Source organism: Pseudomonas sp. Root329 (genome assembly GCF_001424925.1).
Lineage (GTDB): Bacteria > Pseudomonadota > Gammaproteobacteria > Pseudomonadales > Pseudomonadaceae > Aquipseudomonas > Aquipseudomonas arabinosi.
In genome coordinates, this window is the sequence record NZ_LMCV01000001.1 from 227067 (window position 1) to 250421 (window position 23355).

A 23355-nucleotide genomic window follows, 5' to 3' on the forward strand; every position below is an offset into this window, starting at 1 on the left:
ATAACGGAATTATTGCAGTCGTGTGACAGTATTTTAGTCGCCCGGCGATTGTCATGATCCTGAACTAAGCTCTAATTCCGAATCCTGACAACCACAAAAGGAAGGTTTCCATGAAACACATTGCTCAAACCTGGAAGGCGCTGCTGGTCACGGCTGCGCTAACGCTGCCGACACTGGCCTTCGCCGCCGACCCGGCGATGATGAAAGACGGGATGATGGTCGATCATAAGGGCATGACGGTGTACACATACGACAAGGACTCAGGCGGTAAGTCGATGTGCAACGGCGAGTGCGCTGAATACTGGCCGCCAATGATGGCGCCGGCAGGCGCCAAGCCCGAAGGCAAGTGGAGCACGATCAAGCGTGACGACGGTAAGATGCAGTGGGCCTATGACGGCAAGCCGCTTTACATGTTCATGAAGGACAAAAAACCCGGTGACATGGCAGGCGACAATATGAAGGACGTCTGGCACGTCATGCGCGAGCATAAGTAAGCGATTCGCTTAAGGCTGCCGCAGAGTTGTAGCCCTGTAGCAGCTGGCGCAGCCTGCGTCCGGCTGCGCAGCAGTCGTAAAGCCTGCTCACGCGGTATCTCTGATGAACTGCGGGCTCAGGATTTACGACTGCTGCGCAGCCGGACGCAGCCTTCGGCAGCTGCTACATAAAGCGTGTCAGTCAACGCAGCGCGTAATCCAGCACAATCCCGACAAAAATCGCCAACCCGGCCCAATGGTTGTGCAGAAACGCCTTGAAGCAACGCATCCGGTCCTTGCCGCGGGTGTACCAGAACTCCCACGCAAAACAGCCCGCCGCCGCCAGCAACCCGAGGTGGAACCAGCCACCGAGCTCGAATTTCGACCCGGCCAGCAGCAAGCAACCCAGCGCCAACCCTTGCAGCGTCAGGATGATCACCCGATCCGCCTCGCCAAACAGAATCGCCGTGGATTTCACGCCGATCTTCAAGTCGTCGTCGCGGTCGGTCATGGCGTAGTAGGTGTCGTAGCCCACCGTCCACAGCAGGTTGGCGATCCACAACAACCACGCTGCCGCCGGCAGTTCACCGGTTTCGGCGGTGAACGCCATTGGCATACCCCAGGAGAACGCCGCGCCCAGCACCACTTGCGGGTAATAGGTGTAGCGCTTCATGAACGGGTAAGTGAAGGCCAGCGCCAAGCCACCGAACGACAGCCAGACCGTGGCCGCATTGGTGCACAACACCAGCAGGAAACTCACGCCCATCAGCAGCGCGAAGAACACCAGCGCTTCTTTGGAGCTGATCTTGCCGCTCACCAATGGCCGCTGTTCGGTGCGTTTCACGTGGCCGTCGACCTTGCGATCCGCCCAGTCATTGATCACGCAGCCGCCGGCGCGGGTCAGCACCACGCCCAGGACGAAAATCACGATGTTGGCCAACGAGGGCGACCCTTTGCCGGCAATCCACAGTGCCCACAGCGTCGGCCACAGCAGCAGATAAATGCCGATCGGTTTGTCCATGCGGGTCAGCTGAATGAAGTCCCAGGCCCGTGGGTTCAAGCGATTCAGGGACTTGAGCAGGCTCTGATACATCAGCAGTTCTCCGGATGGGCGCGGGTAGCGTTCCACAAGGTCGGCAAGAAAATTTCGGCCACCAGCACGCTCAAGGCGCCGCGGTCGAAACGCGAACGGCGGCCCCACAGTTCAGGTGCCCGGGACTCCATCGGCAGCCACTCCTGAGGATAGTGACAAACCTGAATGGCGCGCCGTTGGAACGCCTGATCGCAAAACAGCAATTCGCCAAGGGAGCGGCTGCCCAATTCGTCCATGTGCAATCCGTCGCCCTGCAATGCACTGCGCGCTGCCACGCTGCGCGCAAATACCCAGGCTTCGCCGTGGCCGCGCAGATACACCTCGCGAACCCAGCCTTCGCTGCCTTCGGCCAGGTCCAGCGCGGCACATTCGTCGGCGCGCAGCGGTTGCCAGCCTTCGAAGAGAGGCGTGACGCTGAAGCCGTCATTCGACAAACGGATCAGCCGTCGGGTCAAAGAGCCTTCATCGAACAGCCAGTCAAGGGTAGACGTGTCGGGGAGGGGCGTCAGTTGGCTTCGAGGGAGCCAAAGCGGGGGCGCTGCAGGGGATTTTGAGTGCGGCACAGTGAGTCATTATTGGCAGCAAATGAGGCGGCGAGCTTACCATGTCAGCCTGTGATTTTGATTGATCCGGCCGGCCATTGCGTCGAACAGGCTTGCATCTGCCGGGCCCGATCAGTACAAAACGCGCTGAGCCGGACGGCAGCGCTCCAATCATCGACCGTTCGCGCCGGCAAAAGCCTGAATCTTGAGGATGAACCCAATGAAAAAGTGGCAATGTGTGGTCTGTGGCCTGATCTATAACGAAGCCGACGGCTGGCCGGACGACGGCATTGCGCCGGGCACACTGTGGCAAGACGTGCCGGAAGACTGGCTGTGCCCGGACTGCGGCGTGGGCAAAATGGATTTCGAAATGATCGAAATCGCTGCTTAAAACAATTAGAGGAGTAAGGAATGAACGCACCTGTCGTGATCGTCGGCACCGGGCTGGCTGGCTACAACCTGGCCCGGGAGTTTCGCAAACTCGATGGCGAAACCCCGCTGCTGCTGATTACTGCCGATGACGGACGCTCCTACTCCAAGCCGATGCTCTCCACCGGCTTCGGCAAAAACAAAGACGCCGACGGCCTGAGCATGGCCGAACCCGGCACCATGGCCGAGCAGTTGAAGGCCGAAGTGCGTACGCACACGCGCATCAGCGGCATCGACCCGGGCCACAAGCGCTTGTGGATCGGTGAGGAAGCGGTGTTTTATCGTGACCTGATCCTCGCCTGGGGCGCAGAAACCGTACGAGTGCCGATCGAAGGCGACGCAGCTGACGCCGTTTTCCCGATCAACGATCTGGAAGATTACGCGCGTTTTCGCGCAGCGGCGGCGGGCAAGCGTCGGGTGTTGCTGCTCGGCGCCGGTCTGATCGGCTGCGAGTTCGCCAACGACCTGATCCTTGGTGGCTACGAGGTGCAACTGGTTGCACCGTGCGAGCAGGTCATGCCGACCCTGTTGCACCCGGCGGCGGCCGCTGCGGTCCAGGCCGGGCTGGAAAGCCTCGGCGCACGCTTCCACCTCGGGCCGGTGCTCAATCGCTTGCAGCGCGTGGCTGACGGACTGGAAGCGCATCTGTCTGATGGCCAGGTGATCCCTTGCGATGTGGTGGTGTCGGCCATTGGCCTGCGTCCGCGCATCGACCTGGCGGCGGCGGCCGGTGTGCAGGTCAATCGCGGCGTGGTGGTCGATCGCCACCTGAAAACTTCCCACGCCAATATCTATGCCTTGGGCGACTGCGCCGAAGTCGATGGGCTGAATCTGTTGTACGTGATGCCCCTCATGAGCTGTGCGAGAGCGCTGGCCCAGACCCTCGCCGGAAACACGACGGCGGTGAGTTATGGCCCGATGCCCATCACCGTTAAAACGCCGGTCTGCCCCTTGGTGGTTTCACCGCCACCACGGGGTTTGGAGGGCGTCTGGACAGTCGAAGGGCAGGGCGCGGACATCAAGGTATTGTGCCGCGATGCCAGCGGCAAACTGCTGGGTTATGCCCTGACAGGCGCGGCGGTGATGGAAAAACTGGCCCTGAACAAAGAGCTTCCGGCACTGCTGGCGTAAATACCGGTCGTTCTGTCGGAATCACCCCTCTTTTGCCCATACAAAGGTCGCGCCGAGACTGGCGCGGCTCTTCGCTGCGTGCCATCCTCACTCCCGTCTGCCGCAGAGTAGAGCATCTGCGGCGCTTTGGGCGCTGTTCCAACGAGAACAGCACGGACATAACAACAAAAAACCGTCAAAGGGGCTTCACTAATGCGTAAACCAGAACTCGCCGCTGCAATTGCTGAAAAAGCAGACCTCACCAAAGAGCAGGCCAACCGCGTTCTCAACGCCGTTCTCGAAGAAATCACCGGCGCTCTGCACCGCAAGGACAGCGTTACGCTGGTGGGCTTCGGTACCTTCCTGCAACGCCACCGCGGTGCCCGCACCGGCAAAAACCCGCAAACCGGTGAGCCCGTCAAAATCAAGGCCAGCAACACTGTTGCGTTCAAGCCAGGCAAATCGTTGAAAGACAGCGTTAATCCGTAACACGCACCGACTTCCCGCATAGCGGGTGAGCGGGATAAAAAATGGGCACGCCAACATGGTTGGGTGCCCATTTTTTTATGGGTGGCGGATTAAATGACGCGGCTTTGTTGCTTGGCGAAAATCGCCGCCATCTCCGGCTCATCCAGATAATCCAGCGTTCGCTCCACCAACAAATGCACGCCGTCGGCCATGCGGCTGAGCGCCAGGGCTACGGAGCGGCGGGAACCGTCCACATCGTCGGCGAGGTTGGCGGCGATGGCGCTGATGGACAGCAAATCTTCCGAGGCATTGGCGAGAAGGGTTTGACGCTGAAGAGCTGGCCGTTGCGTTTTGATGGTTTGGGGTCGGCTGGCGGGAAGTGATGGTCGAGGGCGCGCTCGGCGGCTTCGTTGAGTTTGTTTGAATCGGGGCTTTCGTATAGGGAGACCGGATCTGTGTCCGGCGGATTTGGAGTTACCTTGAACATGATCTTCAATTCCTTGAATGATGCTGACAACACTTCGCCGACTAAACGAAGGGGTGGCAGCTGTACGCAGGTTAGTCGGACCGGGGAATTGAAGAAGCCGGCGCACCCGAAGGTGCCCTACGTACAGCCACCATCAAACTCAGGTACGAATACCTGTCTGACGGATGCTCATGCATCTTCAATTACCAGCGAGCGACTAAACCCGATCACTGATGGGCAGTGACAGGAACCAAGTTACCGACCACCCCCAAGGCGCACAAGCCGGCGGATTCTGGCGTAGCCGTAGGCAACGGCGCAAGGTGTTGTAGCTCTCAGGAAGTAACCTTGAAGTGTTTTAAACAAACGCGATCGAGCGGTGTTTAATCATCGTAAATGTAGGTACTCCTTAAATCCGGTATGAAATTTCCGCGATACCGAAAGTTCCATTGTGGAACTTTGTTTTTTGTATGGGCTGCCATCATTATGATGGCACTTTTTATTCGAGCTGTTGTCGCTCCCATTTTGTTGAAAGATGACAGCGACTTTCGGAAGCCTCCTACATTTAATAATTTTTATTTTGGTCATGATTCAGACGCGTGGCAGCGATTCAATCGGCAGCGACCACGGGTGATTGACAGCGATGGCTCTAAGCCGGTGCTTTCCGATCGATACGCCGGGTGAGGAGACATTAAACTGATATCAGGGAATCCCTTGCGATATATGAGGAGATCTCCTACGAGCAATAGAGACACTTCGTCTTGTTGTTTAACCAGATGCTTGCTAGTGGCCATCATCGTGAGTACGATGCGCGCACTTGAAAGAGCACGAACTCAATTGGATGAGACTCATCGCAGCTCTTTGATTCTGTCTCGCGTCGTTGGAATTCCAATAGACGTATGACTGTAATCCTAATTAAAGGCCATGGATGTCCTACTCAAGCAAACTTTCCGCTCATTACCTCGAACTCGCAAAAGCCTCTGTTTCCAAAGAGAATTTCGCGGGCGAGGACGTTCGCTTTTCGAGCGAATATGAGGCGCTGGAAAGCGAGCTGGGCAAAGCCCAATCCATGCACGAAAGCGGTCAGATCGACTGGCTGAAAATCCGCGAAAACAGTGAAAACCTGCTGCGCACCCAGTCCAAGGACTTGCGGGTTGGTGCCTGGCTGACTTGGGCCCTGTACCAGCGCGAATCCTTCCAGGGGCTGCTGGCCGGCCTCGGTTTGCTGCACTACCTGTGCGAAAGCCACTGGGCCGAAGTCCACCCGAACAAGGCCCGCACCCGCTCCGCTGCCATCAGTTGGTTGGTACCGCGTCTTGAGCAGGTGCTGACCGAAAACGTCGCGATCAAAGAGCAGTTGCCGATGTTCCGGCGGCTGGTCGAACACCTTGAAGGTCTCGATGCTGCTTGCACCGAGCACTTGGGCGACGATGCGCCGTTGCTGCTGCCGATCTCCCGCCGCCTGAAGAACATGGTCCAGCGCGCCGCCGACAATCAGCCGGAACCTGGCGTCGTCGGCGCAGCGGTGGCTCAGGTCAAACAAGCCGCCACGCAACTGTTTACCCCCGGCGCACCGATCGACAACGAAAAAGAAGCCCATAAAGCCCTGCGCGCCCAACAGGAAAGCGCGCGGCCGTTGTGCGCCTGGTGGCTCAAGCAGAAAGCCACCGACCTGCGCGCCTTGCGCCTCAATCGCACATTGTTGTGGCTGCCCATCGACGCGGTGCCCGAGCGCAACGCCGAGCAGATCACCGTTCTGCGCGGGTTGCCAGCCGACAAGCTCAAGGCCTACCAGGACCGTTACGACCAGGCCAAATACGCTGACCTGCTGGTGGAACTGGAGGCGAGCCTGGCGAAGGCGCCGTTCTGGTTCGATGGCCAGCGAATGGTCTGGGAGTGCCTCCAGGGGCTCAACGCCGAGATGGCTATGCGCGAAGTGGAAATCCACTTCGCGCTTTTGATTCAGCGCCTGCCCGGCATCATCGAATTGCGTTTCCATGACGGCGCCCCGTTTGCCGATCCGGCGACCCGCGCCTGGGTCAGCGCCCACGTCATGCCGCACCTGCAAAGCGCCAGTGCGCCGCGCAAGGTCGAAGTCGCCGACAGTCAGCCGGCCTGGGAAGTGGCCCTGGAAGAAGTCTTGCCGATCCTGCGCAAGGACGGCCTCAAGGCCGCCGTGCAGATCCTCAAGCAAGGCCTGCAAAGCGCCCAGGGTGGACGCGTCCGGTTCTTCTGGCAGTTCGCCCTCGCGCGGCTGTGCTTCATGGCCAAGAAATACGAACTGGCCAGGACCCAACTCGAAACACTCGACCAAACATTACAGGACTCAGGCCTGAACGCCTGGGAGCCCGATCTTGCGCTGGAAGTGCTGCATTTACTGCATAGCTGCTGCGAGTTGTTACCGCAGAACCATGCCGTACGTGAACGCAAGGAAGAGATTTATCGCAGGCTGTGCCACCTCGATCTCGAAGTGGTACTCGAATAGGCCCCAGGGCCACAACCGCAAGGAGAATAGCCATGGCCAAAGAAGGCTCGGTAGCCCCCAAGGAACGCATCAACGTCACTTTCAAACCTGCCACCGGTGGTGCTCAGGAAGAGATTGAACTGCCGTTGAAACTACTGGCAATCGGTGACTACACCCACCGCAAGGACGAACGTAAAGTCGAAGATCGCAAGCCGATCAGCATCGACAAGATGACCTTCGACGAAGTGCTGGCCAAGCAAGAGCTGCAGCTGACGTTGAGCGTACCGAACCGTCTTCAGGAAGAAGGCGACACAGAAGAATTGGCCGTGAAACTGCGCGTCAACTCGATGAAGGACTTCAACCCGGCCAGCCTGGTCGAGCAAGTGCCTGAGCTGAAAAAACTGATGGAACTGCGCGACGCGCTGGTGGCCCTCAAAGGCCCGCTGGGTAACGCGCCTGCGTTCCGCAAAGCCATCGAAGGCGTGCTCTCCGACGACGAATCCCGCGGTCGTGTACTGGGTGAGCTGGGCTTGAACGCCGCAGCCCAGGACGCCTGAGTCTCCATCAGCCAAGGAAGCCAACACAATGAGCACTAGCGCAGCACAGCAAAAGAGCAAAGAGAACGGCGAATACAGCATTCTCGACAGCATCATCGCCGAAACCCGCCTGACGCCGGACGACGAAGCCTACGACATCGCCAAGCGCGGTGTGTCGGCCTTCATCGAAGAGCTGCTCAAGCCGCAAAACAACGGTGAGCCAGTCAAGAAGGCCATGGTTGACCGCATGATCGCCGAGATCGATGCCAAGCTCAGCCGCCAGATGGACGAGATCCTGCACCACCCGGCGTTCCAGTCCCTGGAATCGTCGTGGCGTGGTCTGCAGTTGCTGGTTGATCGCACTAACTTCCGCGAAAACATCAAGATCGAAATCCTCAACGTCTCCAAGGACGACCTGCTGGACGACTTCGAAGATTCGCCGGAAGTGATGCAGTCGGGCCTGTACAAACACATCTACACCGCTGAATACGGTCAGTTCGGTGGTCAGCCGGTTGGCGCGATCATCGCTAACTACTTCATGTCCCCAAGCTCGCCGGACGTGAAACTGATGCAGTACGTGTCCAGCGTTGCCTGCATGTCCCACGCGCCGTTCATTGCCGCGGCCGGCCCGAAATTCTTCGGCCTGGAAAGCTTCACCGGTCTGCCGGACCTGAAGGATCTGAAAGATCACTTCGAAGGCCCGCAATTCGCCAAATGGCAGAGCTTCCGCCAGTCGGAAGACTCCCGTTACGTTGGCCTGACCGTGCCGCGTTTCCTGCTGCGTAACCCGTACGACCCGGAAGAAAACCCGGTCAAATCGTTCGTGTACAAAGAAACCGTCGCCAACAGCCACGAGCACTACCTGTGGGGCAACACCGCCTACGCGTTCGGCACCAAGCTGACCGACAGTTTCGCCAAGTTCCGCTGGTGCCCGAACATCATCGGCCCGCAGAGCGGTGGCGCGGTTGAAGACCTGCCGTTGCACCACTTCGAAAGCATGGGCGAAATCGAAACCAAGATTCCTACCGAGGTTCTGGTTAGCGACCGTCGTGAATACGAACTGGCCGAGGAAGGCTTCATCTCCCTGACCATGCGTAAAGGCTCCGACAACGCGGCGTTCTTCTCCGCCAGCTCGGTGCAGAAACCGAAGTTCTTCGGCATCAGCGCAGAAGGCAAGGCAGCAGAGCTGAACTACAAGCTCGGCACTCAACTGCCGTACATGATGATCGTCAACCGCTTGGCTCACTACTTGAAAGTGCTGCAGCGCGAACAACTCGGTTCGTGGAAAGAACGCACCGACCTCGAGCTGGAACTCAACAAGTGGATCCGCCAGTACGTGGCCGACCAGGAAAACCCAAGCGCCGAAGTCCGTGGCCGTCGTCCACTGCGCGCTGCCCAGATCATCGTCAGCGATGTTGAAGGCGAGCCTGGCTGGTACCGCGTCAGCCTGAACGTGCGCCCGCACTTCAAGTACATGGGTGCCGATTTCACCCTGTCGCTGGTTGGCAAGCTGGACAAAGAGTAAGCGGAGCTAACTCATGACTGGATACGGCAGCCTTTTCGAACGCCTGGGTGGCGACGCGGACAAACGCGTCGGCTGGAGCCGCGAGGTCTCCGCCATGGCGTCCGTGGCTGCCCATCTGGCCAAGATGCTCAGCACCCGTGCGGGCAGCGTGCAAACGCTGTCCGATTACGGGCTACCCGATCTCAATGACATGCGTCTGAGCCTGCACGACTCCCTGAGTCAGGCCCGTTTGGCCATCGAAAATTTCATCGAAGCCTACGAGCCACGCCTGAGCAATGTGCGTGTCATTTCCCTGCCGCGTGATCACGATCAGCTTCGCCTGTCCTTCAGCATCGAAGGCTTGCTGGAAGTTGATGGTTTCAAGCGTCAGGTCAGTTTCGCCGCGCGCCTGGATGGCAGCGGTCAAGTAAAGGTCAACTAAGGAGACTCCGATGTCCGGCAAACCCGCAGCCCGCGTATCTGACCCCACCGCTTGCCCGCTCCCCGGCCACGGCACCAACCCGATCGCCGCCGGTTCCGGCGACGTGTTCTTCGACGGCCTCGCGGCCGCCCGCCAAGGCGATGCCTCGGCGTGTGGTGGTGCGATGTCGGGCGGGTTGGCGACGACGGTTTTGATTAACGGGAAACCGGCGGCGACGGTGGATTCCGTTGGAACTCATGGCAACAAGGTTACGGCCGGGTCCGGGACGGTGATTATTGGGAATTCGCATTCGGCGGTGCCGTTTGTGGCGCCATTGCCGGTGGAGATTCAGTGGCCGTTTAACGAGCACTTTGTGATCAATTGCCAAGACACCGGGAAGCCGTTGGCTGGGGTTGAGTACACGCTTAAAACTGCATCGGGAAAGATCATCACTGGTGTCACAGGTAGTGACGGTAAAACGCAAAAAATCTTTTCATCGACGGCAGAAGAGTTCGAGCTAGTCATACAACCACAGTCCAAAGTGGTGCTCGCTTAAAGCAAATTACAAGGAAGTGCCGTCGACGACGGTGTTCTTAATGTTTCTGGGACGGATTTTTAAATGGCAGCGACAACCATCAAGTCAACCATGACACCGGCAAGCAATCAAACCGGACAAACTGTCGCTGTGCGTCAATTTAAAATTACCGATATTCCGGATGCCATGAAAAAAATAGAATGGCCGGTGGCGGCCGAGTTAATGCTTAAGTGGTTTGATGGCAAGCCATGGTCCACAACAAAAGACGGAGGCATGGAAGAAGAAGTTAAGGGGCATCACAAATTTGCCCCTGATGAATATATTAATGAAAATATCGTGAAAATGAGTTGGGCTCTTCAATTCGACAGAGCAAAAGAGTCCGTCGATCGTCTGCGCACCAAATGGAACAATCCGGCGGCGATTAATCTTATTAAAAGTAAAATGAAACCAGTCTATGGCGGTAGAGCACCAGGTATTTATCCATTTGCGTTCAATGGTGTGGCAAGTGCCGTAGAGAGGTTCGGTTACGCGAATAGTGAAACAATCGAGTTTGAGCAGTCTGATGAAGACGAAGTCAATGAACTGCGCGCCGCCCTCGCCAATTTTAATATCCATGTGTTCGCAGAAGGCGAAATAGTCGTTACTGAAAAGAGCGTGGTTTTTCTTCCGAATCGGATAGGTTTTTATATTGAAGACTCCTATGACTTCAATGATGCTCTCTCTCTGTATAGTCAAGGGTTGGGCTATTGGAATTTCGACGGGATTGAGGCGGACATTGTCGAAGGGGCTAATAAGAATGCGAGCAACACCCGTGAACAAAACAGACTGAAATTCAACTCTCGTGGCGGAATGAGCCCCGAAAAGCAAGCGGCTTATGATGAGCTGGGAAGAAAGCACTATATGTTAGTGCAGAACAGCGACTTTCAAAAATATCGGCAAGAAAATCAGAAAGGCGGAGATTTCCGTGTTTATTCTGACGTCCTATATGAAAGCGTTTCTGCTGCGCCGATCGAGATTCTGGTCAAATGAATAATCCCAGAAGATCGATTAAAGCGGTTGCCACTCTGATAGTTGTGGTGTGCGCCGGCCTGTTTGTAGTCAATAACGAGTTGACGCGTGCTCCTTATGTGTCGTTTGCCAGTCCTTCAGGCGATTATCAAGTCGAGGCGGTTCGGGCCAGCTGGCTGTTGGGGGCGTCAGGCATGGTGTATTTGCGGTTTGTTGACAAGAAAAACTCCAGTCAAGTTTATCGAACGCCGCTGACGTCGGAGACGTCTCTGGATATGCAGTCATTTGAAGATAAAGACATCGTCGGAATTACATGGATTGATTTTAACAAGGATCGCCGGACTTTTACGTTGTCTGTTCCAAATTGGAAGGCTCACTGGGCAAGTTTCTTAATTAGTAACACCCCTTATGAAATCATGGATAACTGATGGTTTATCTAGCGCGGGGGGCTCTATGCGAGCCAATAAAGAGAAAACAAGGGACGAAAAAGGGAACTGTCCATAATATTATCAGTTTGCTGGTGTTGTTCGTGCTTCCGAAGTTTTTTTCAGAGGGGCCGATGTCGTGATTAGTTATGAAACTAACCCCGTTCCAAAGATTGCGCTTGAGCTGCTGCATTCGAAAGATTTGGTCGTGTTGAAAATTCTTAAAATGATCAACTATTTTTATTTTTTGACCTCCGCGGTTTTTCTGCTGATGTCGTGCACTGATCCGAAAACTCAAAGGTCAATAGCCGGAGTTGATGTCTACGGAAGCTTGTTTGTTTTTTGTATGGTTCTTTATATTCCGATGATGGCGTTTTCTTTTTATTATTTTGTAAAGGCGCTAACGAAATTCTTTAAATATAAAAACTCGCGCGATGGTGTTTTATTCTTGGCTTCTTCTGTTGTAGGTGTTGTTGCTCTTTACAGCTTTAATCACTGGGTGTTCAGTGAAATTTACTAACGATCCGTCGCAGAGCATTCAAAGAAATGAATGCTGTCCTAATCCAAATTTTTTCAGGGCAGCGCTTTGGTCTCCGCTCTTGGTGAAGTTGGCTTTGACCCTGGTCGAGGATGATGGTGGGCTGGCTGGCCTTTCTTCGGTACCTGCTCATCGCCGGCTACGTGGTTTCCGGTCTGACGGTCGCGCTCTACAGGACAGTTTTTTCATGAGATTCAATACCAGGCAGGTAACCCGTGTCGTTTAACCACTACTACCAAAGCGAACTCACCGCACTTCGCCAGTTAGGTCGTCGATTCGCCGAGCGTAGCCCGGCGTTGGCGCCTTTCCTGGGTCAGGCCGGGCGGGATCCGGACGTGGAGCGGTTGCTGGAAGGCTTTGCGTTCCTGACCGGTCGCCTGCGCCAGAAGCTCGACGACGAACTGCCGGAGCTCAGCCATTCGCTGATGCATCTGCTGTGGCCCAACTACATGCGGCCGCTGCCGGCGTTCAGCATTCTGCAGTTCGATCCGTTGAAGCGATCGGGACCTGCGTTGATGGTCGAGCGCGACACGCCGGTCGAGAGTGTGCCGATCGATGACGTGCGTTGCCGTTTCCGTACCTGCTACCCGACCGAAGTCTTGCCGCTGGATCTGGCGGCGCTGAATTACTCGGTGAAGGGCGACGGTTCGTTGTTGAGCCTGCGTCTGGAGATGAGCGCTGACGGTCATCTCGGTGAGCTGGAGCTGAGTCGCTTGCGCCTGCACTTCGCCGGTGAGCGCTACATCAGCCAGATGCTTTACCTGAGCCTGTTGCGCAACCTGGAAGGCATCGAGTTGATCCCGCTGGACGGCGCCGGCAAGCCCATCAACGGCGTCAACGGCACGCCAATGGCCTTCAAGATGCCCGGTGACCGCGTGCAGCCGGTGGGTTTCGCCGAAGAAGAGGCGTTGATCCCGTATCCGCTGAACACCTTCCGTGGCTACCGCTACCTGCAGGAATATTTCGCCTTCCAGGACAAATTCCTGTTCGTCGATATCAACGGTCTGGACCTGCTCAAGGCGCTGCCGGAAGACACGCTGAAGCAGATGCGCGGCCTCGAATTGCGCTTCGATATTCGCAAGAGCGGCATTCAGCGCCTCCGTCCGACGCTGGACAACGTGAAGCTCTATTGCACGCCAATCGTCAACCTGTTCAAGCACGATGCGCTGCCGATCCGCCTCGATGGAAAACAGGACGAATACCTGCTGCTGCCAGCCGAATACGACCTGCAAAACTGCGGTGTGTTCTCGGTGGAAACCGTGACCGGCTGGAAACCCGGCGGCCTCGGTTATCAAGAGTACGTGCCGTTCGAATCGTTCGAGCACGATCCGAGTTTCGACGTGCCCAACAGCCGTCCGCACTACAGCATTCGCCAGCGTTCATCCTCGTTGCACGACGGCCTCGACACGTATCTGAGCTTCGGCATTCGCCATACCGAAGCCCACGAAACCCTGTCGATCGAGCTGATGTGCACCAACCAGAACCTGCCGCGCAAGCTCAAGCTCGGCGACATCTGCATGGCCTGCGAAGAGACGCCGGAGTTCCTCAGTTTCCGCAATATCACCCCGGCCACGCCCAGTTATGCGCCGCCGCTGAACCGTGACTTCCTCTGGAAGCTGATCAGCAACATGTCGCTTAACTATCTGTCGCTGGCCGACGTCAATGCGTTAAAGGTGATTCTCGAAACCTACGACCTGCCGCGCTACTACGACCAACACGCTGAAAAAGTCAGCAAGCGTCTGCTGGGCGGGCTCAAGTCGATCAAACACCAACACGTCGACCGATTGCACCGAGGGTTGCCGGTACGCGGGTTGCGCACCGAGCTGACCATCGACCCGGAAGGGTATATCGGCGAGGGCGACCTGTTCGTTTTCGCTTCGGTTCTTAACGAGTTTTTCGCGCTTTACGCCAGTCTCAATTCGTACCACGAGCTGCGGGTAAAAAGCACACAGGGAGAGGTGTACCAATGGACACCACGTATGGGCCTTCAGCCGCTTCTTTAAGCGGACTGACCCGAGGAATACGCGAGTACTCGCTGTTTCAGGCCGTGCTGCTGGTCGTTGACCGGCTGCGTGAGGCCCACCCGCACCTGAGCCAGGACGATTTGTACGATCAGCTGGAATTCCAGGCCAACCCGAGCCTGGGTTTTCCCGGCAGTGACGTTGATCGCGTGGAGTTTTTCACCGAGCACGGCCACCTGCGCGCGCGTCTGCGATTCAACCTGATTGGCCTGGTCGGTTCCGGCTCGCCGCTGCCGGCGTTCTACGGCGAACAGGCCCTGGGCGATAGCGAAGACGGCAACCCGACCCGCAACTTCCTCGACCTGTTCCACCATCGCCTGCAACGGCTGATGCTGCCGATCTGGAAAAAATACCGCTACCGCGCAAGCTTCCAGAGCGGTGCCCTCGACCCGTTTTCTTCGCAGCTGTTTGCGTTGATCGGCCTGGGTGGCGAAGAGATCCGCAAGGCCGGCGAACTGAACTGGAAACGCCTGCTGCCGTACCTCGGTTTGCTCAGCTTGCGGGCGCACTCGGCGGCGCTGATCGAAGCGGTGCTGCGTTACTACTTCAAGCACGCCGAACTGACCATCGAGCAGTGCATCGAGCGTCGCGTCGAAATCCTCGACGAGCAGCGCAATCGCTTGGGCCGCGCCAACAGCCTGCTCGGCGAAGACCTGGTGCTGGGCGAACACGTGCGCGACCGCAGCGGCAAATTCCGCATCCACATCCGCGAACTCGACTGGCAACGCTTCCACGAATTCCTGCCGATCGGTTTCGGCTACCAGCCGCTCTGTGCGCTGGTGCGGTTCACCCTGCGTGACCCGCTCGATTACGACATTCGCCTGGTGCTGCGCCAGGAAGAAATCCGCGAACTGCGCATCGGTGAGCAGAACGCCTGTCGCCTGGGATGGACCAGTTGGCTCGGCCGCGAAAAAGCGGACGGCGTGGTGACCCTGGGCAGCAAAATTCATTAAGGACAGATGACCAATGATCAACGTAGACCTGCAACAACTTATCCAGGCGCTGGACGCCGAAACCCGTCGTGACCTGGAAAGTTCGGCCGAACGCTGCGTCGCCCGTGGTGGCAGCAAGATCCTCGTCGAAGACTTGCTGCTGGGCTTGCTGGAGCGCCCGCAAGGCTTGCTCGCACGCGCGCTGCAAGACGCCGAAGTGGATGCCGGTGAGCTCAGCGCCGCGTTGCAATCGCGGGTCGAGCACAGCGCTTCGCGCAACCCGGTGTTCGCCCCGGAACTGGTGCAGTGGCTGCAAGACGCGTTGCTGGTGGCCAACCTTGAACTGGGCCAGAGCCAGGTCGAGCAAGCCGCGTTGATCCTCGCGCTGTTGCGCAATCCGATGCGCTACGCTGGCAGCCGCTACCAATCGTTGCTGGCCAAACTGAATATCGAGCGTCTGAAAGAATTCGCCCTGTCGCAGAAAGAACAACCGGCCACCGGCAAACCTGCCGTGCCGGGCGAATCGCTGCTGCAGCGCTTCACCCACAACCTGACCCAACAGGCCCGCGACGGCAAACTCGACCCGGTGTTGTGCCGCGATGGCGCGATCCGGCAGATGGTCGACATCCTCGCCCGTCGCCGCAAGAACAACCCGATTGTGGTCGGTGAAGCCGGCGTCGGCAAAACCGCCATCGTCGAAGGCCTGGCCTCACGCATCGCCGCCGGTGAAGTGCCGCAAGTCTTGAAAGGCGTTGAGTTGCTGTCGCTGGACATGGGCCTGTTGCAGGCCGGCGCCAGCGTCAAAGGTGAATTTGAGCGTCGCCTCAAAGGCGTGATCGACGAAGTCAAAGCCTCGCCGAAACCAATCATCCTGTTCATCGACGAAGCTCACACGCTGATCGGCGCGGGCGGCAATGCCGGCGGTTCCGACGCGGCCAACCTGCTCAAGCCAGCATTGGCCCGTGGCGAGTTGCGCACCATCGCCGCCACCACGTGGGCGGAGTACAAGAAGTACTTCGAAAAAGACCCGGCCCTGGCCCGTCGCTTCCAACCGGTGCAACTGCACGAACCGACCGTCAGCGAAGCGGTGACCATCCTGCGTGGCCTGGCTCAGGTTTACGAGAAGAGCCACGGCATCTACCTGCGCGATGACGCGGTGGTTGCGGCGGCCGAACTGTCCGCCCGTTACCTGGCCGGTCGTCAGCTGCCGGACAAAGCTGTCGACGTCCTCGACACCGCGTGCGCCCGCGTACGCATCAGCCTCGCCGCTGCCCCGGAAAGCCTCGAACGCCTGCGTGGCGAACTGGCTGAAGGCGGTCGTCAGCGTCAGGCCCTGCGCCGTGATGCCGAGGCCGGTCTGCTGATCGATCACGAAGCGCTGGACGCTTTGGAAGATCGCCTGGCAGCCGCCGACGACGAAAGGATCGCGCTGGAAACCCTCTGGACCGAGCAGAAAGAACTGGCCGAGCGCCTGCTGGACCTGCGTCAGCAACTGGCCAAGGCCCGCGAAGCTGCCGCCGTCGAGCCCACTGTCACGGTTGAAGAAGATGCCGAAGGCACCGTGATCGAAACGCTGCCGGTGGACGAAGCGCAAAGCGTCGAAACCCTGGAAGCCGCACTCAACGAAACTCACAAAGCGCTGACCGAGCTTCAGGTCAAAGAACGTCTGGTGAGCTTCGAAGTCTGCCCGCGTCTGGTGGCGGAGGTGATCAGCGCCTGGACCGGCGTGCCATTGGCGCAACTGGCCCGCGAGCACAACGCCAAGGTCGCGAGCTTCGCCACCGACTTGCGCACGCGCATTCGTGGTCAGGAACAAGCCGTTCACGCACTGGACCGCTCGATGCGCGCCACCGCTGCCGGTTTGAACAAACCTGATGCACCGGTCGGCGTGTTCCTGCTGGTCGGCCCGAGTGGCGTCGGCAAGACCGAAACCGCGCTGGCCCTCGCTGACTTGCTGTACGGCGGTGATCGTTTCATCACCACCATCAACATGTCCGAGTTCCAGGAGAAACACACCGTCTCGCGCCTGATCGGTGCACCGCCGGGCTACGTCGGTTACGGCGAGGGCGGCATGCTCACCGAAGCCGTGCGCCAGAAGCCGTACTCGGTGGTGCTGCTCGACGAAGTCGAAAAGGCTGATCCGGACGTGCTGAACCTGTTCTACCAAATCTTCGACAAAGGCGTGGCCAACGATGGCGAAGGGCGCGAGATCGACTTCCGCAACACGCTGATCCTGATGACTTCGAACCTGGGCAGCGATCGCATCGCCGAGCTCTGTGAAAACGGCGCGCGACCGTCGGCCGAAGTCCTTGAAGAAACCATCCGCCCGGTGCTGAGCAAACACTTCAAACCGGCGTTGCTGGCGCGCATGCGTGTGGTGCCTTACTACCCGGTCGGTGGCCCGGTGCTGCGCGAGCTGATCGAAATCAAACTCGGTCGTTTGGGCGAGCGCCTGAACCGTCGTCAGTTGGATTTCACTTACTCGCAAGACCTCGTCGATCACCTGGCCGAACGTTGCACCCAAAGCGACAGCGGCGCACGTCTGATCGACCATTTGCTCGACCTGCACGTGCTGCCGCTGGTGGCTGACCGCTTGCTCGATGCGATGGCCACGGGCGAAAGCCTCAAGCGTGTCCACGCGACGCTAGACGGCAACGCCAGCGTGACGTGCGAGTTCGTCTGAGGTGGGCGTGATGTTCACTCAAGTGCCGCAACCGCTGGTCTATGCCGAAGCCTTGCTGGCGCAATTCGCCAGCCTGTCGCGCGCGGCGGACGGTGCTGCGCTGCTGGGTGACTTCGTGCGCGGGTTGGCCGAGCTCAGCGGTTGTGAGTTGACGCAGCTGTACCTGCTGGACGCGACTCACACGTGCCTGGGGATGAACGCCGAATGCCTCAACGGCATCCTGCAACCCCGGGAAGCGGCGAGCCTGCCGGCGGATTACAACGGTGAACAACTGCTGCAATTCGCCCTGTGCCAGAACCGCGTGGTGTGCCTCAGCGAGTTGAGCGGCAGCCTGCACGAAACCAGTTTCCTGCCACCTCAGGTCATGCCTTGGCAGTCGCTGTTGTGTGTGCCGCTGGTCAATCAGCAGAAAGCCGTTGAAGGCTTGCTGCTGTGCGCCAGTCGCCGGCATGTCGATCTGCAAGGCTTTGCCGATTCCCTCGGTCAACTCGGTTCGTTCGTGCTCGGTCAACTGCATTTGCTGCAACGTCTGCGTCAGCCAACCGGTGATGCGCGACCGGCGAAGGCCAGCGTTCCGAGCGCCAGCGGTTATGGCTTGATCGGCAAGAGTTCGGCCATGCGCCAGACCTATTCGCTGATCAGCAAAGTACTGCACAGCCCGTATACCGTGCTGCTGCGCGGTGAAACCGGCACCGGCAAGGAAGTGGTCGCGCGGGCGATTCACGATTGCGGCCCGCGCCGTTCCCAGGCGTTCATCGTGCAGAACTGCGCGGCGTTCCCCGAAAACCTGCTGGAAAGCGAATTGTTCGGCTATCGCAAAGGCGCGTTCACTGGTGCTGATCGCGACCGTGCAGGGCTGTTCGATGCGGCCAACGGCGGCACCTTGTTGCTCGATGAAATCGGCGACATGCCGTTGTCCCTGCAAGCCAAGCTGTTGCGGGTTCTGCAGGAAGGCGAGATCCGCCCGTTGGGCTCCAACGACACCCACAAAATCGACGTGCGCATCATCGCCGCGACTCACCGGGATTTGTCGGTGCTGGTCAGCGAAGGCAAATTCCGCGAGGACTTGTACTACCGCCTCGCGCAATTCCCGATCGAGTTGCCGGCCCTGCGTCAGCGCGAAGGCGACATCCTCGACCTGGCCCGGCACTTCGCCGACAAGGCGTGCTCGTTCTTGCAACGGGACGCCGTGAGTTGGTCCGATGCGGCGCTGGATCACCTGTCCGGTTACGCCTTCCCCGGCAACGTGCGTGAACTCAAAGGCCTGGTCGAGCGCGCGGTGCTGCTGTGCGAGGGCGGTGAGTTACTGGCCGAACATTTCTCTCTGCGCATGGAAGCGGTGCCGGAAGACAGCAGCGGCCTGAACCTGCGCGAACGCCTGGAGCAGGTCGAACGCACTCTGTTGCTCGATTGCCTGCGCAAAAACGACGGCAACCAGACCCTCGCCGCCCGCGAACTCGGGCTGCCCCGCCGCACGCTGCTGTACCGCCTCGGGCGCCTGAATATCAATTTGGGTGATTTCGATGGGTAGGCAAACGACCGTCGATTTCACCTCATCCGCTTCTAACAGCGCCGCCCAAACGGGTCGGCGCTTTGTACTTTGTCTACCCCTGGAGACCCTCTGATGTCTGTTCGTCACTGGCAAGCCGTCCTGCTGACCCTCGTCGTTCTATGCGGCCTCGGCGGCTGTAGCGGCAATTACAAATACAACGACAACACCTATCGCCCATTGGGTGATCCGCAGGCGGTCAATCGCGGCAAGTGACCGCAAGGAGTATCACCATGGAACTGGTTTTCGAAATGCTCAACACCAAGCAGTTCGTGCCCACGGATTTGTGCCAGAAGACCTTCAAACAGGCCGGTGGCGTGATCGGTCGGGGTGAGGATTGCGACTGGATCATCCCGGACCGCAAGCGTCACCTGTCCAACCACCACGCGGTGATCAGCTACCGCGAAGGCACGTTTTTCCTGACCGATACCAGCAGCAACGGTATCCAGGACAGCGAAAGCGGCGCGCGCCTGCGCAAGGGCGAAGCGATGCGCATCGAGCACGGCAGTGTCTACGTGCTGGGTGACTTCGAGATCCGTGCGCGGCTGGTGCGCGACCCGGCGACCTTCGACGTTGAAGTCGGCCGTCCGCAAGCAGCGGGCAGCATCATTCCGGACGATGCGTTTCTCGATCTCGACCCGCTCAATGCCCTCGATCAGCAAGAGCGCGTGTATTCGGAAATCGACGAACTGATCTCCCCGAGCACCACCCTCTCAGACACCCGTCAGCGCGCCGACTATGCGCGTATCGACATGGAAAGCCTGATGGTGCCGGAGCTGATCAACGCCCCGGCAGAGCCCGCCCCCGCGCCACCGCCCAAAGCGGTCGAGCGTCAGAGTGAAGGTTTCTGGGAACACTTCGGTGCGGTGCTGGGCGTGGACCTCAAAGGCCTCGACCACGACGCCCGCGAAGCCCTGGCGCTGAACGCTGCACGCCTGCTCAAGCAAAGCGTTGGCGGTTTGCAGCAGAGCCTGCGCACCCGCAGCGAACTGAAAAACGAACTGCGTCTGGCCCAGACCACCGTGCAAGGCACCCAAAAGAACCCGCTGAAATTTGCCGTCGATGCCGGCGAAGCGTTGGGCATTTTGTTGCAGCCGAACAAGCCGGGTCAGTTGCCGGCCGAGCAGGCGATCTCCCGTGCGTTCCGCGATTTGCAGGCGCATCAGGTGGCCTTGCTGACCGCCAGCCGCGCCGCCGTTCGCGGCACGCTGGAACACTTTTCGCCACAGCAGTTGACCCTGCGTTTCGAGCGCGACAACAAGCCGTTGCTCGCCACGTCCGGCAGTCGCTGGAGAGCCTACGGTCGTTATCACCAGGCCCTGCGTCAGGACGATGACTGGAGCGAGCGCCTGCTGGCCCGCGACTTCGCTCAGGCCTACGAAGAACAGATCCGCCTGATTTCCACCCTTCACACCGACCACCAAGGATGATGCGCATGTCTCGCTGCTCGACCGCTTTTTTCAAGACGCTGACGGCGTTCGCGGCCCTGGTGCTGCTGGCCGGCTGCTCGTCGCTGTCGCCGTATTCCCACGTCACCAAACTCAACCTGAAGTTGACCGCCAGCGATCAGCTGAACCCGGACCTCAACGGGCGTCCGTCGCCGATCGTTGTGCGTCTGTTCGAGCTCAAGCACCCGGTGACGTTCGAGAACGCTGACTTCTTCAGCCTGTACGAGCGCGCCAAGGAATCCCTGGCCCCGGACCTGGTGGCCAGCGAAGAAATCGAACTGCGTCCAGGTGAAACCGTGGAGATGAAACTCAGCGTGGAGGAGGGCAGTCGCTACGTCGGCATCCTCGCCGCCTACCGCGATCTGCCGGAAACCAAATGGCGCTACACGGTGCAAGTCACCCCGGTGGAAGTCACCGACGCTGATCTGACCCTCGACCAGGCCGGTATCCGCAACAGCAACGAAACGCTCGCCAAGGCGGATGACTGATCATGAATTCCCATAAAGTGATTTGGCAGGAAGGCATGCTGCTGCGCCCGCAGCACTTCCAGCACAACGATCGCTACTACGACCACCAGATGAAGACCCGCACGCAGTTGCTGGGCAGCTACACCTGGGGCTTCCTGAACCTGGACATCGACTTGCAGTTCCTCAACATGGGCAAACTGGTGATCAGCCAGGCCTCGGGGATTCTGCCGGACGGCAGCCTGTTCGAACTCGGTGGCAACACCGAACCGCTGGCGCTCGACGTGCCACCGAACACCGGTAACACGCCGATCTACCTGGCGCTGCCGCTGGTCACCGGCAACCACATCGAGTCGCGTCGTCCGGAGCAATCCGACGTGCTGGCGCGCTACACCGCGTACGAAGCGGAAGTCGCCGATTCCAACGCCGGCGACGACTCCGCCAGCCAGGTCAGTTGCGGCCGCCCGGACTTTAAACTGTTGCTCGGTGAGCAGCAGAGCGACCAGGCCTACGTGAAACTGAAGATCTGCGAAGTGCTCGACACCACGCCCGACGGCGTGATCAGCCTCGACCCGGACTTCGTGCCGACCTACATTCAGGCGCATTCGTCCAGCTACCTGCTGTCGTGCCTGAAAGAAGTGATCAGCATGCTCGGCCACCGTGGCGATACCATCGCCGAGCGAATCCGCTCGAACGGCAAAGTCGGTGGCGCGGAAGTCGGCGACTTCATGATGCTGCAACTGATCAACCGCACCGAACTGCTGCTGCGTCACTACCTCGGCCTGGAGCAGGTTCACCCGGAAGAGTTGTACCGCACGCTGCTGACCATGCTCGGCGATCTGGCGACCTTCTCCAGCGACAGCAAACGCCCGCGTCTGGACAGCCGTTACCAGCACAGCGACCAGGGCGCGAGCTTCCGCAAACTGATGGAAGCGATTCGTCAGGTGCTGTCGATGGTGCTCGAACAGCACGCCATCGAACTGGTCCTGCAAGCGCGTCAGTACGGGATCATCGTCTCGCCGTTGCACGACCACAAACTGCTGGGCTCGGCCTCGTTCGTGCTCGCCGCCAGCGCCAACTGCGACTCCGAAGAACTGCGCCATCGCTTGCCGGCGCACCTCAAGGTCGGCCCGGTGGAGCGTATCCGCCAACTGGTCAACCTGCATCTGCCTGGGATCAAGGTCAAACCGTTGCCGGTGGCCCCACGGCAGATCGCGTTCCACTCCAACAAAACCTATTTCATTCTCGAACTCAGTTCCGAAGACCTGGCACAACTCGAGCGCTCCGGCGGCTTCGCGTTCCACGTGTCCGGCGAATTCGCCGAGCTTGAACTGAAATTCTGGGCCATCAGGAACTGACCGACATGATCAAGGACATGGAACATACCCAGGACGATAAAACCGTCCTGCTCGACCGCCAGGGCCACGGCCCGGCGCAGAGTCCGCTGACAGATTTCGCCGCACCGCCGCGTTTTGAACAGCTGGAAGAGCGGATGATCTACGCCGCGCGTTTGCGCCCGGCCGAAGCCTTCAACATCAGCCTCAATTCGCTGGTCGCCGCCGCCTCCGACCTGTTGTCGGAAGTGGTGCGACTCAAGCACAGCGACACCCGCGAAGACATGTACGCGCTCAACGAGCGACTGACCGCCGGACTGAAACTGTTTGAAGTGCGGGCGCTGCACAACGGCGCCGAAAGCAGCCAGGTGATGGCCGCGCGTTACGTGCTCTGCACCGTGGTCGACGAAGCCGTCGTGACCACGCCGTGGGGCAACGAAAGCGAGTGGTCGCAGATGAGCCTGCTCAGCAGCTTCCACAACGAAACCTTTGGCGGCGAGAAGTTCTTCCAACTGCTGGATCGCCTGTCGAAAAACCCGGTCAAGCACCTGCCGATGCTGGAGCTGATGTACCTGTGCCTGTCGCTGGGCTTCGAAGGCAAGTACCGCGTGCAAGCCCGCGGCATGCTCGAGCTCGAAGGCATCCGCGACGCCTTGTATCGCCAGATTCGTCAGTTGCGCGGCGACGTGCCACGTGAGCTGTCGCCGCATTGGGAAGGCTTGAACGATCAGCGCCGCAGCCTGGTGCGCATCGTGCCGGCGTGGATGGTGGTGCTGTTTACCGTGGTTTGCCTGGTGGTGATGTATTCGGGCTTCGCCTGGGTATTGGGCGAGCAACGCGAAACCGTTCTGCAACCTTATCAGCAGCTAGATCCGGCCGCGGTCCAGCCGCAGTCGCAGCCGTAAACAGGGACGT

At 59.0% G+C, this 23355-nt stretch carries 23 protein-coding genes and 1 pseudogene; 21 read left to right on the plus strand and 3 right to left on the minus strand.

Features of this window, described 5'->3' with window-relative positions; all coding sequences use genetic code 11:
• Window positions 1–110 precede the first annotated feature (110 nt).
• Window positions 111–494, plus strand: coding sequence for a COG4315 family predicted lipoprotein (locus ASC74_RS01050; RefSeq protein WP_056738618.1), 384 nt, complete (start codon window positions 111–113; stop codon window positions 492–494).
• 181 nt (window positions 495–675) lie between these two features.
• On the opposite strand, the gene ubiA is transcribed toward ASC74_RS01050, so the two are convergent.
• Together ubiA and ASC74_RS01060 are read right to left on the minus strand one after the other, a co-directional pair.
• Window positions 676–1566, minus strand: coding sequence for a 4-hydroxybenzoate octaprenyltransferase (ubiA, locus tag ASC74_RS01055; RefSeq protein WP_056738620.1), 891 nt, complete (start codon window positions 1564–1566; stop codon window positions 676–678).
• Entirely contained in the window at window positions 1566–2129 is a 564-nt protein-coding gene (locus ASC74_RS01060) for a chorismate--pyruvate lyase family protein (RefSeq protein ID WP_056738622.1), read from the minus strand. Before ASC74_RS01060 ends, ubiA begins: the two co-directional genes overlap by 1 nt.
• A 199-nt stretch (window positions 2130–2328) precedes the next feature.
• On the opposite strand from ASC74_RS01060, the gene ASC74_RS01065 reads away from it, so the two are divergent.
• The 3 genes from ASC74_RS01065 to ASC74_RS01075 all read left to right on the plus strand — a co-directional run bounded on the left by ASC74_RS01065 (window position 2329) and on the right by ASC74_RS01075 (window position 4136).
• Window positions 2329–2499 (plus strand): rubredoxin, encoded by a 171-nt coding sequence (locus ASC74_RS01065; RefSeq protein WP_007942683.1) that lies wholly within the window; start codon window positions 2329–2331, stop codon window positions 2497–2499.
• A gap of 20 nt (window positions 2500–2519) precedes the next feature.
• The gene (locus tag ASC74_RS01070; RefSeq protein WP_056738624.1) at window positions 2520–3668 is read left to right on the plus strand and encodes an NAD(P)/FAD-dependent oxidoreductase; all 1149 of its coding nucleotides are present in this window, start codon (window positions 2520–2522) and stop codon (window positions 3666–3668) included.
• Between the two features lie 192 nt (window positions 3669–3860).
• Window positions 3861–4136 (plus strand): HU family DNA-binding protein, encoded by a 276-nt coding sequence (locus ASC74_RS01075; RefSeq protein ID WP_003213368.1) that lies wholly within the window; start codon window positions 3861–3863, stop codon window positions 4134–4136.
• 89 nt (window positions 4137–4225) lie between these two features.
• Here the strand turns inward: ASC74_RS01075 and ASC74_RS01080 are convergent.
• Window positions 4226–4602: pseudogene (locus ASC74_RS01080) on the minus strand (DUF6124 family protein).
• Between the two features lie 904 nt (window positions 4603–5506).
• On the opposite strand from ASC74_RS01080, the gene tssA reads away from it, so the two are divergent.
• The 17 genes from tssA to icmH all read left to right on the plus strand — a co-directional run bounded on the left by tssA (window position 5507) and on the right by icmH (window position 23345).
• A complete protein-coding gene (gene tssA, locus ASC74_RS01085) occupies window positions 5507–7063 on the plus strand; it encodes a type VI secretion system protein TssA (protein WP_046045011.1) in 1557 nt (518 codons plus the stop codon).
• Window positions 7064–7095: 32 nt separating this feature from the next.
• Window positions 7096–7599: a type VI secretion system contractile sheath small subunit gene (gene tssB, locus ASC74_RS01090; protein WP_056738626.1), complete on the plus strand. Its 504-nt coding sequence runs from the start codon at window positions 7096–7098 to the stop codon at window positions 7597–7599.
• 28 nt (window positions 7600–7627) lie between these two features.
• Window positions 7628–9103, plus strand: coding sequence for a type VI secretion system contractile sheath large subunit (gene tssC / locus ASC74_RS01095; protein WP_046053879.1), 1476 nt, complete (start codon window positions 7628–7630; stop codon window positions 9101–9103).
• Window positions 9104–9116: 13 nt separating this feature from the next.
• Entirely contained in the window at window positions 9117–9524 is a 408-nt protein-coding gene (gene tssE, locus ASC74_RS01100) for a type VI secretion system baseplate subunit TssE (protein WP_008150080.1), read from the plus strand.
• 10 nt (window positions 9525–9534) lie between these two features.
• Window positions 9535–10059 (plus strand): PAAR domain-containing protein, encoded by a 525-nt coding sequence (locus tag ASC74_RS01105; protein WP_056738628.1) that lies wholly within the window; start codon window positions 9535–9537, stop codon window positions 10057–10059.
• A 63-nt stretch (window positions 10060–10122) separates the two neighbouring features.
• On the plus strand, window positions 10123–11067 hold the full coding sequence (locus ASC74_RS01110) for a DUF6402 family protein (protein ID WP_056738629.1): 945 nt from the start codon (window positions 10123–10125) through the stop codon (window positions 11065–11067).
• Window positions 11064–11474 carry a hypothetical protein gene (locus ASC74_RS01115; protein ID WP_056738631.1) on the plus strand — a complete coding sequence of 137 codons (411 nt, stop codon included), beginning with the start codon at window positions 11064–11066 and terminating at the stop codon, window positions 11472–11474. The genes ASC74_RS01110 and ASC74_RS01115 overlap by 4 nt, the downstream gene beginning before the upstream one ends.
• A gap of 136 nt (window positions 11475–11610) precedes the next feature.
• Complete coding sequence (locus ASC74_RS01120; RefSeq protein ID WP_056738633.1) at window positions 11611–11991, plus strand: hypothetical protein; 381 nt, start codon at window positions 11611–11613, stop codon at window positions 11989–11991.
• A 233-nt stretch (window positions 11992–12224) separates the two neighbouring features.
• Window positions 12225–14012, plus strand: a complete 1788-nt coding sequence (gene tssF / locus ASC74_RS01125) for a type VI secretion system baseplate subunit TssF (RefSeq protein ID WP_056738635.1) — start codon at window positions 12225–12227, stop codon at window positions 14010–14012.
• Complete coding sequence (tssG, locus tag ASC74_RS01130; protein WP_056738637.1) at window positions 13976–14983, plus strand: type VI secretion system baseplate subunit TssG; 1008 nt, start codon at window positions 13976–13978, stop codon at window positions 14981–14983. Before tssF ends, tssG begins: the two co-directional genes overlap by 37 nt.
• Window positions 14984–14996: 13 nt before the next feature.
• Window positions 14997–17645: a type VI secretion system ATPase TssH gene (gene tssH, locus ASC74_RS01135; RefSeq protein ID WP_056738639.1), complete on the plus strand. Its 2649-nt coding sequence runs from the start codon at window positions 14997–14999 to the stop codon at window positions 17643–17645.
• Window positions 17646–17655: 10 nt separating this feature from the next.
• Window positions 17656–19176: a sigma-54 interaction domain-containing protein gene (locus ASC74_RS01140; RefSeq protein WP_056738641.1), complete on the plus strand. Its 1521-nt coding sequence runs from the start codon at window positions 17656–17658 to the stop codon at window positions 19174–19176.
• Window positions 19177–19269: 93 nt separating this feature from the next.
• Window positions 19270–19410, plus strand: a complete 141-nt coding sequence (locus ASC74_RS01145) for a hypothetical protein (RefSeq protein WP_008150087.1) — start codon at window positions 19270–19272, stop codon at window positions 19408–19410.
• 17 nt (window positions 19411–19427) lie between these two features.
• A complete protein-coding gene (gene tagH / locus ASC74_RS01150) occupies window positions 19428–20624 on the plus strand; it encodes a type VI secretion system-associated FHA domain protein TagH (protein WP_056738643.1) in 1197 nt (398 codons plus the stop codon).
• Between the two features lie 5 nt (window positions 20625–20629).
• The gene (tssJ, locus tag ASC74_RS01155; protein ID WP_008150089.1) at window positions 20630–21130 is read left to right on the plus strand and encodes a type VI secretion system lipoprotein TssJ; all 501 of its coding nucleotides are present in this window, start codon (window positions 20630–20632) and stop codon (window positions 21128–21130) included.
• A 2-nt stretch (window positions 21131–21132) separates the two neighbouring features.
• A complete protein-coding gene (tssK, locus tag ASC74_RS01160) occupies window positions 21133–22464 on the plus strand; it encodes a type VI secretion system baseplate subunit TssK (RefSeq protein ID WP_046045022.1) in 1332 nt (443 codons plus the stop codon).
• Between the two features lie 5 nt (window positions 22465–22469).
• Window positions 22470–23345, plus strand: coding sequence for a type IVB secretion system protein IcmH/DotU (gene icmH, locus ASC74_RS01165; protein ID WP_008150091.1), 876 nt, complete (start codon window positions 22470–22472; stop codon window positions 23343–23345).
• The last annotated feature ends 10 nt before the right edge of the window (window positions 23346–23355 follow it).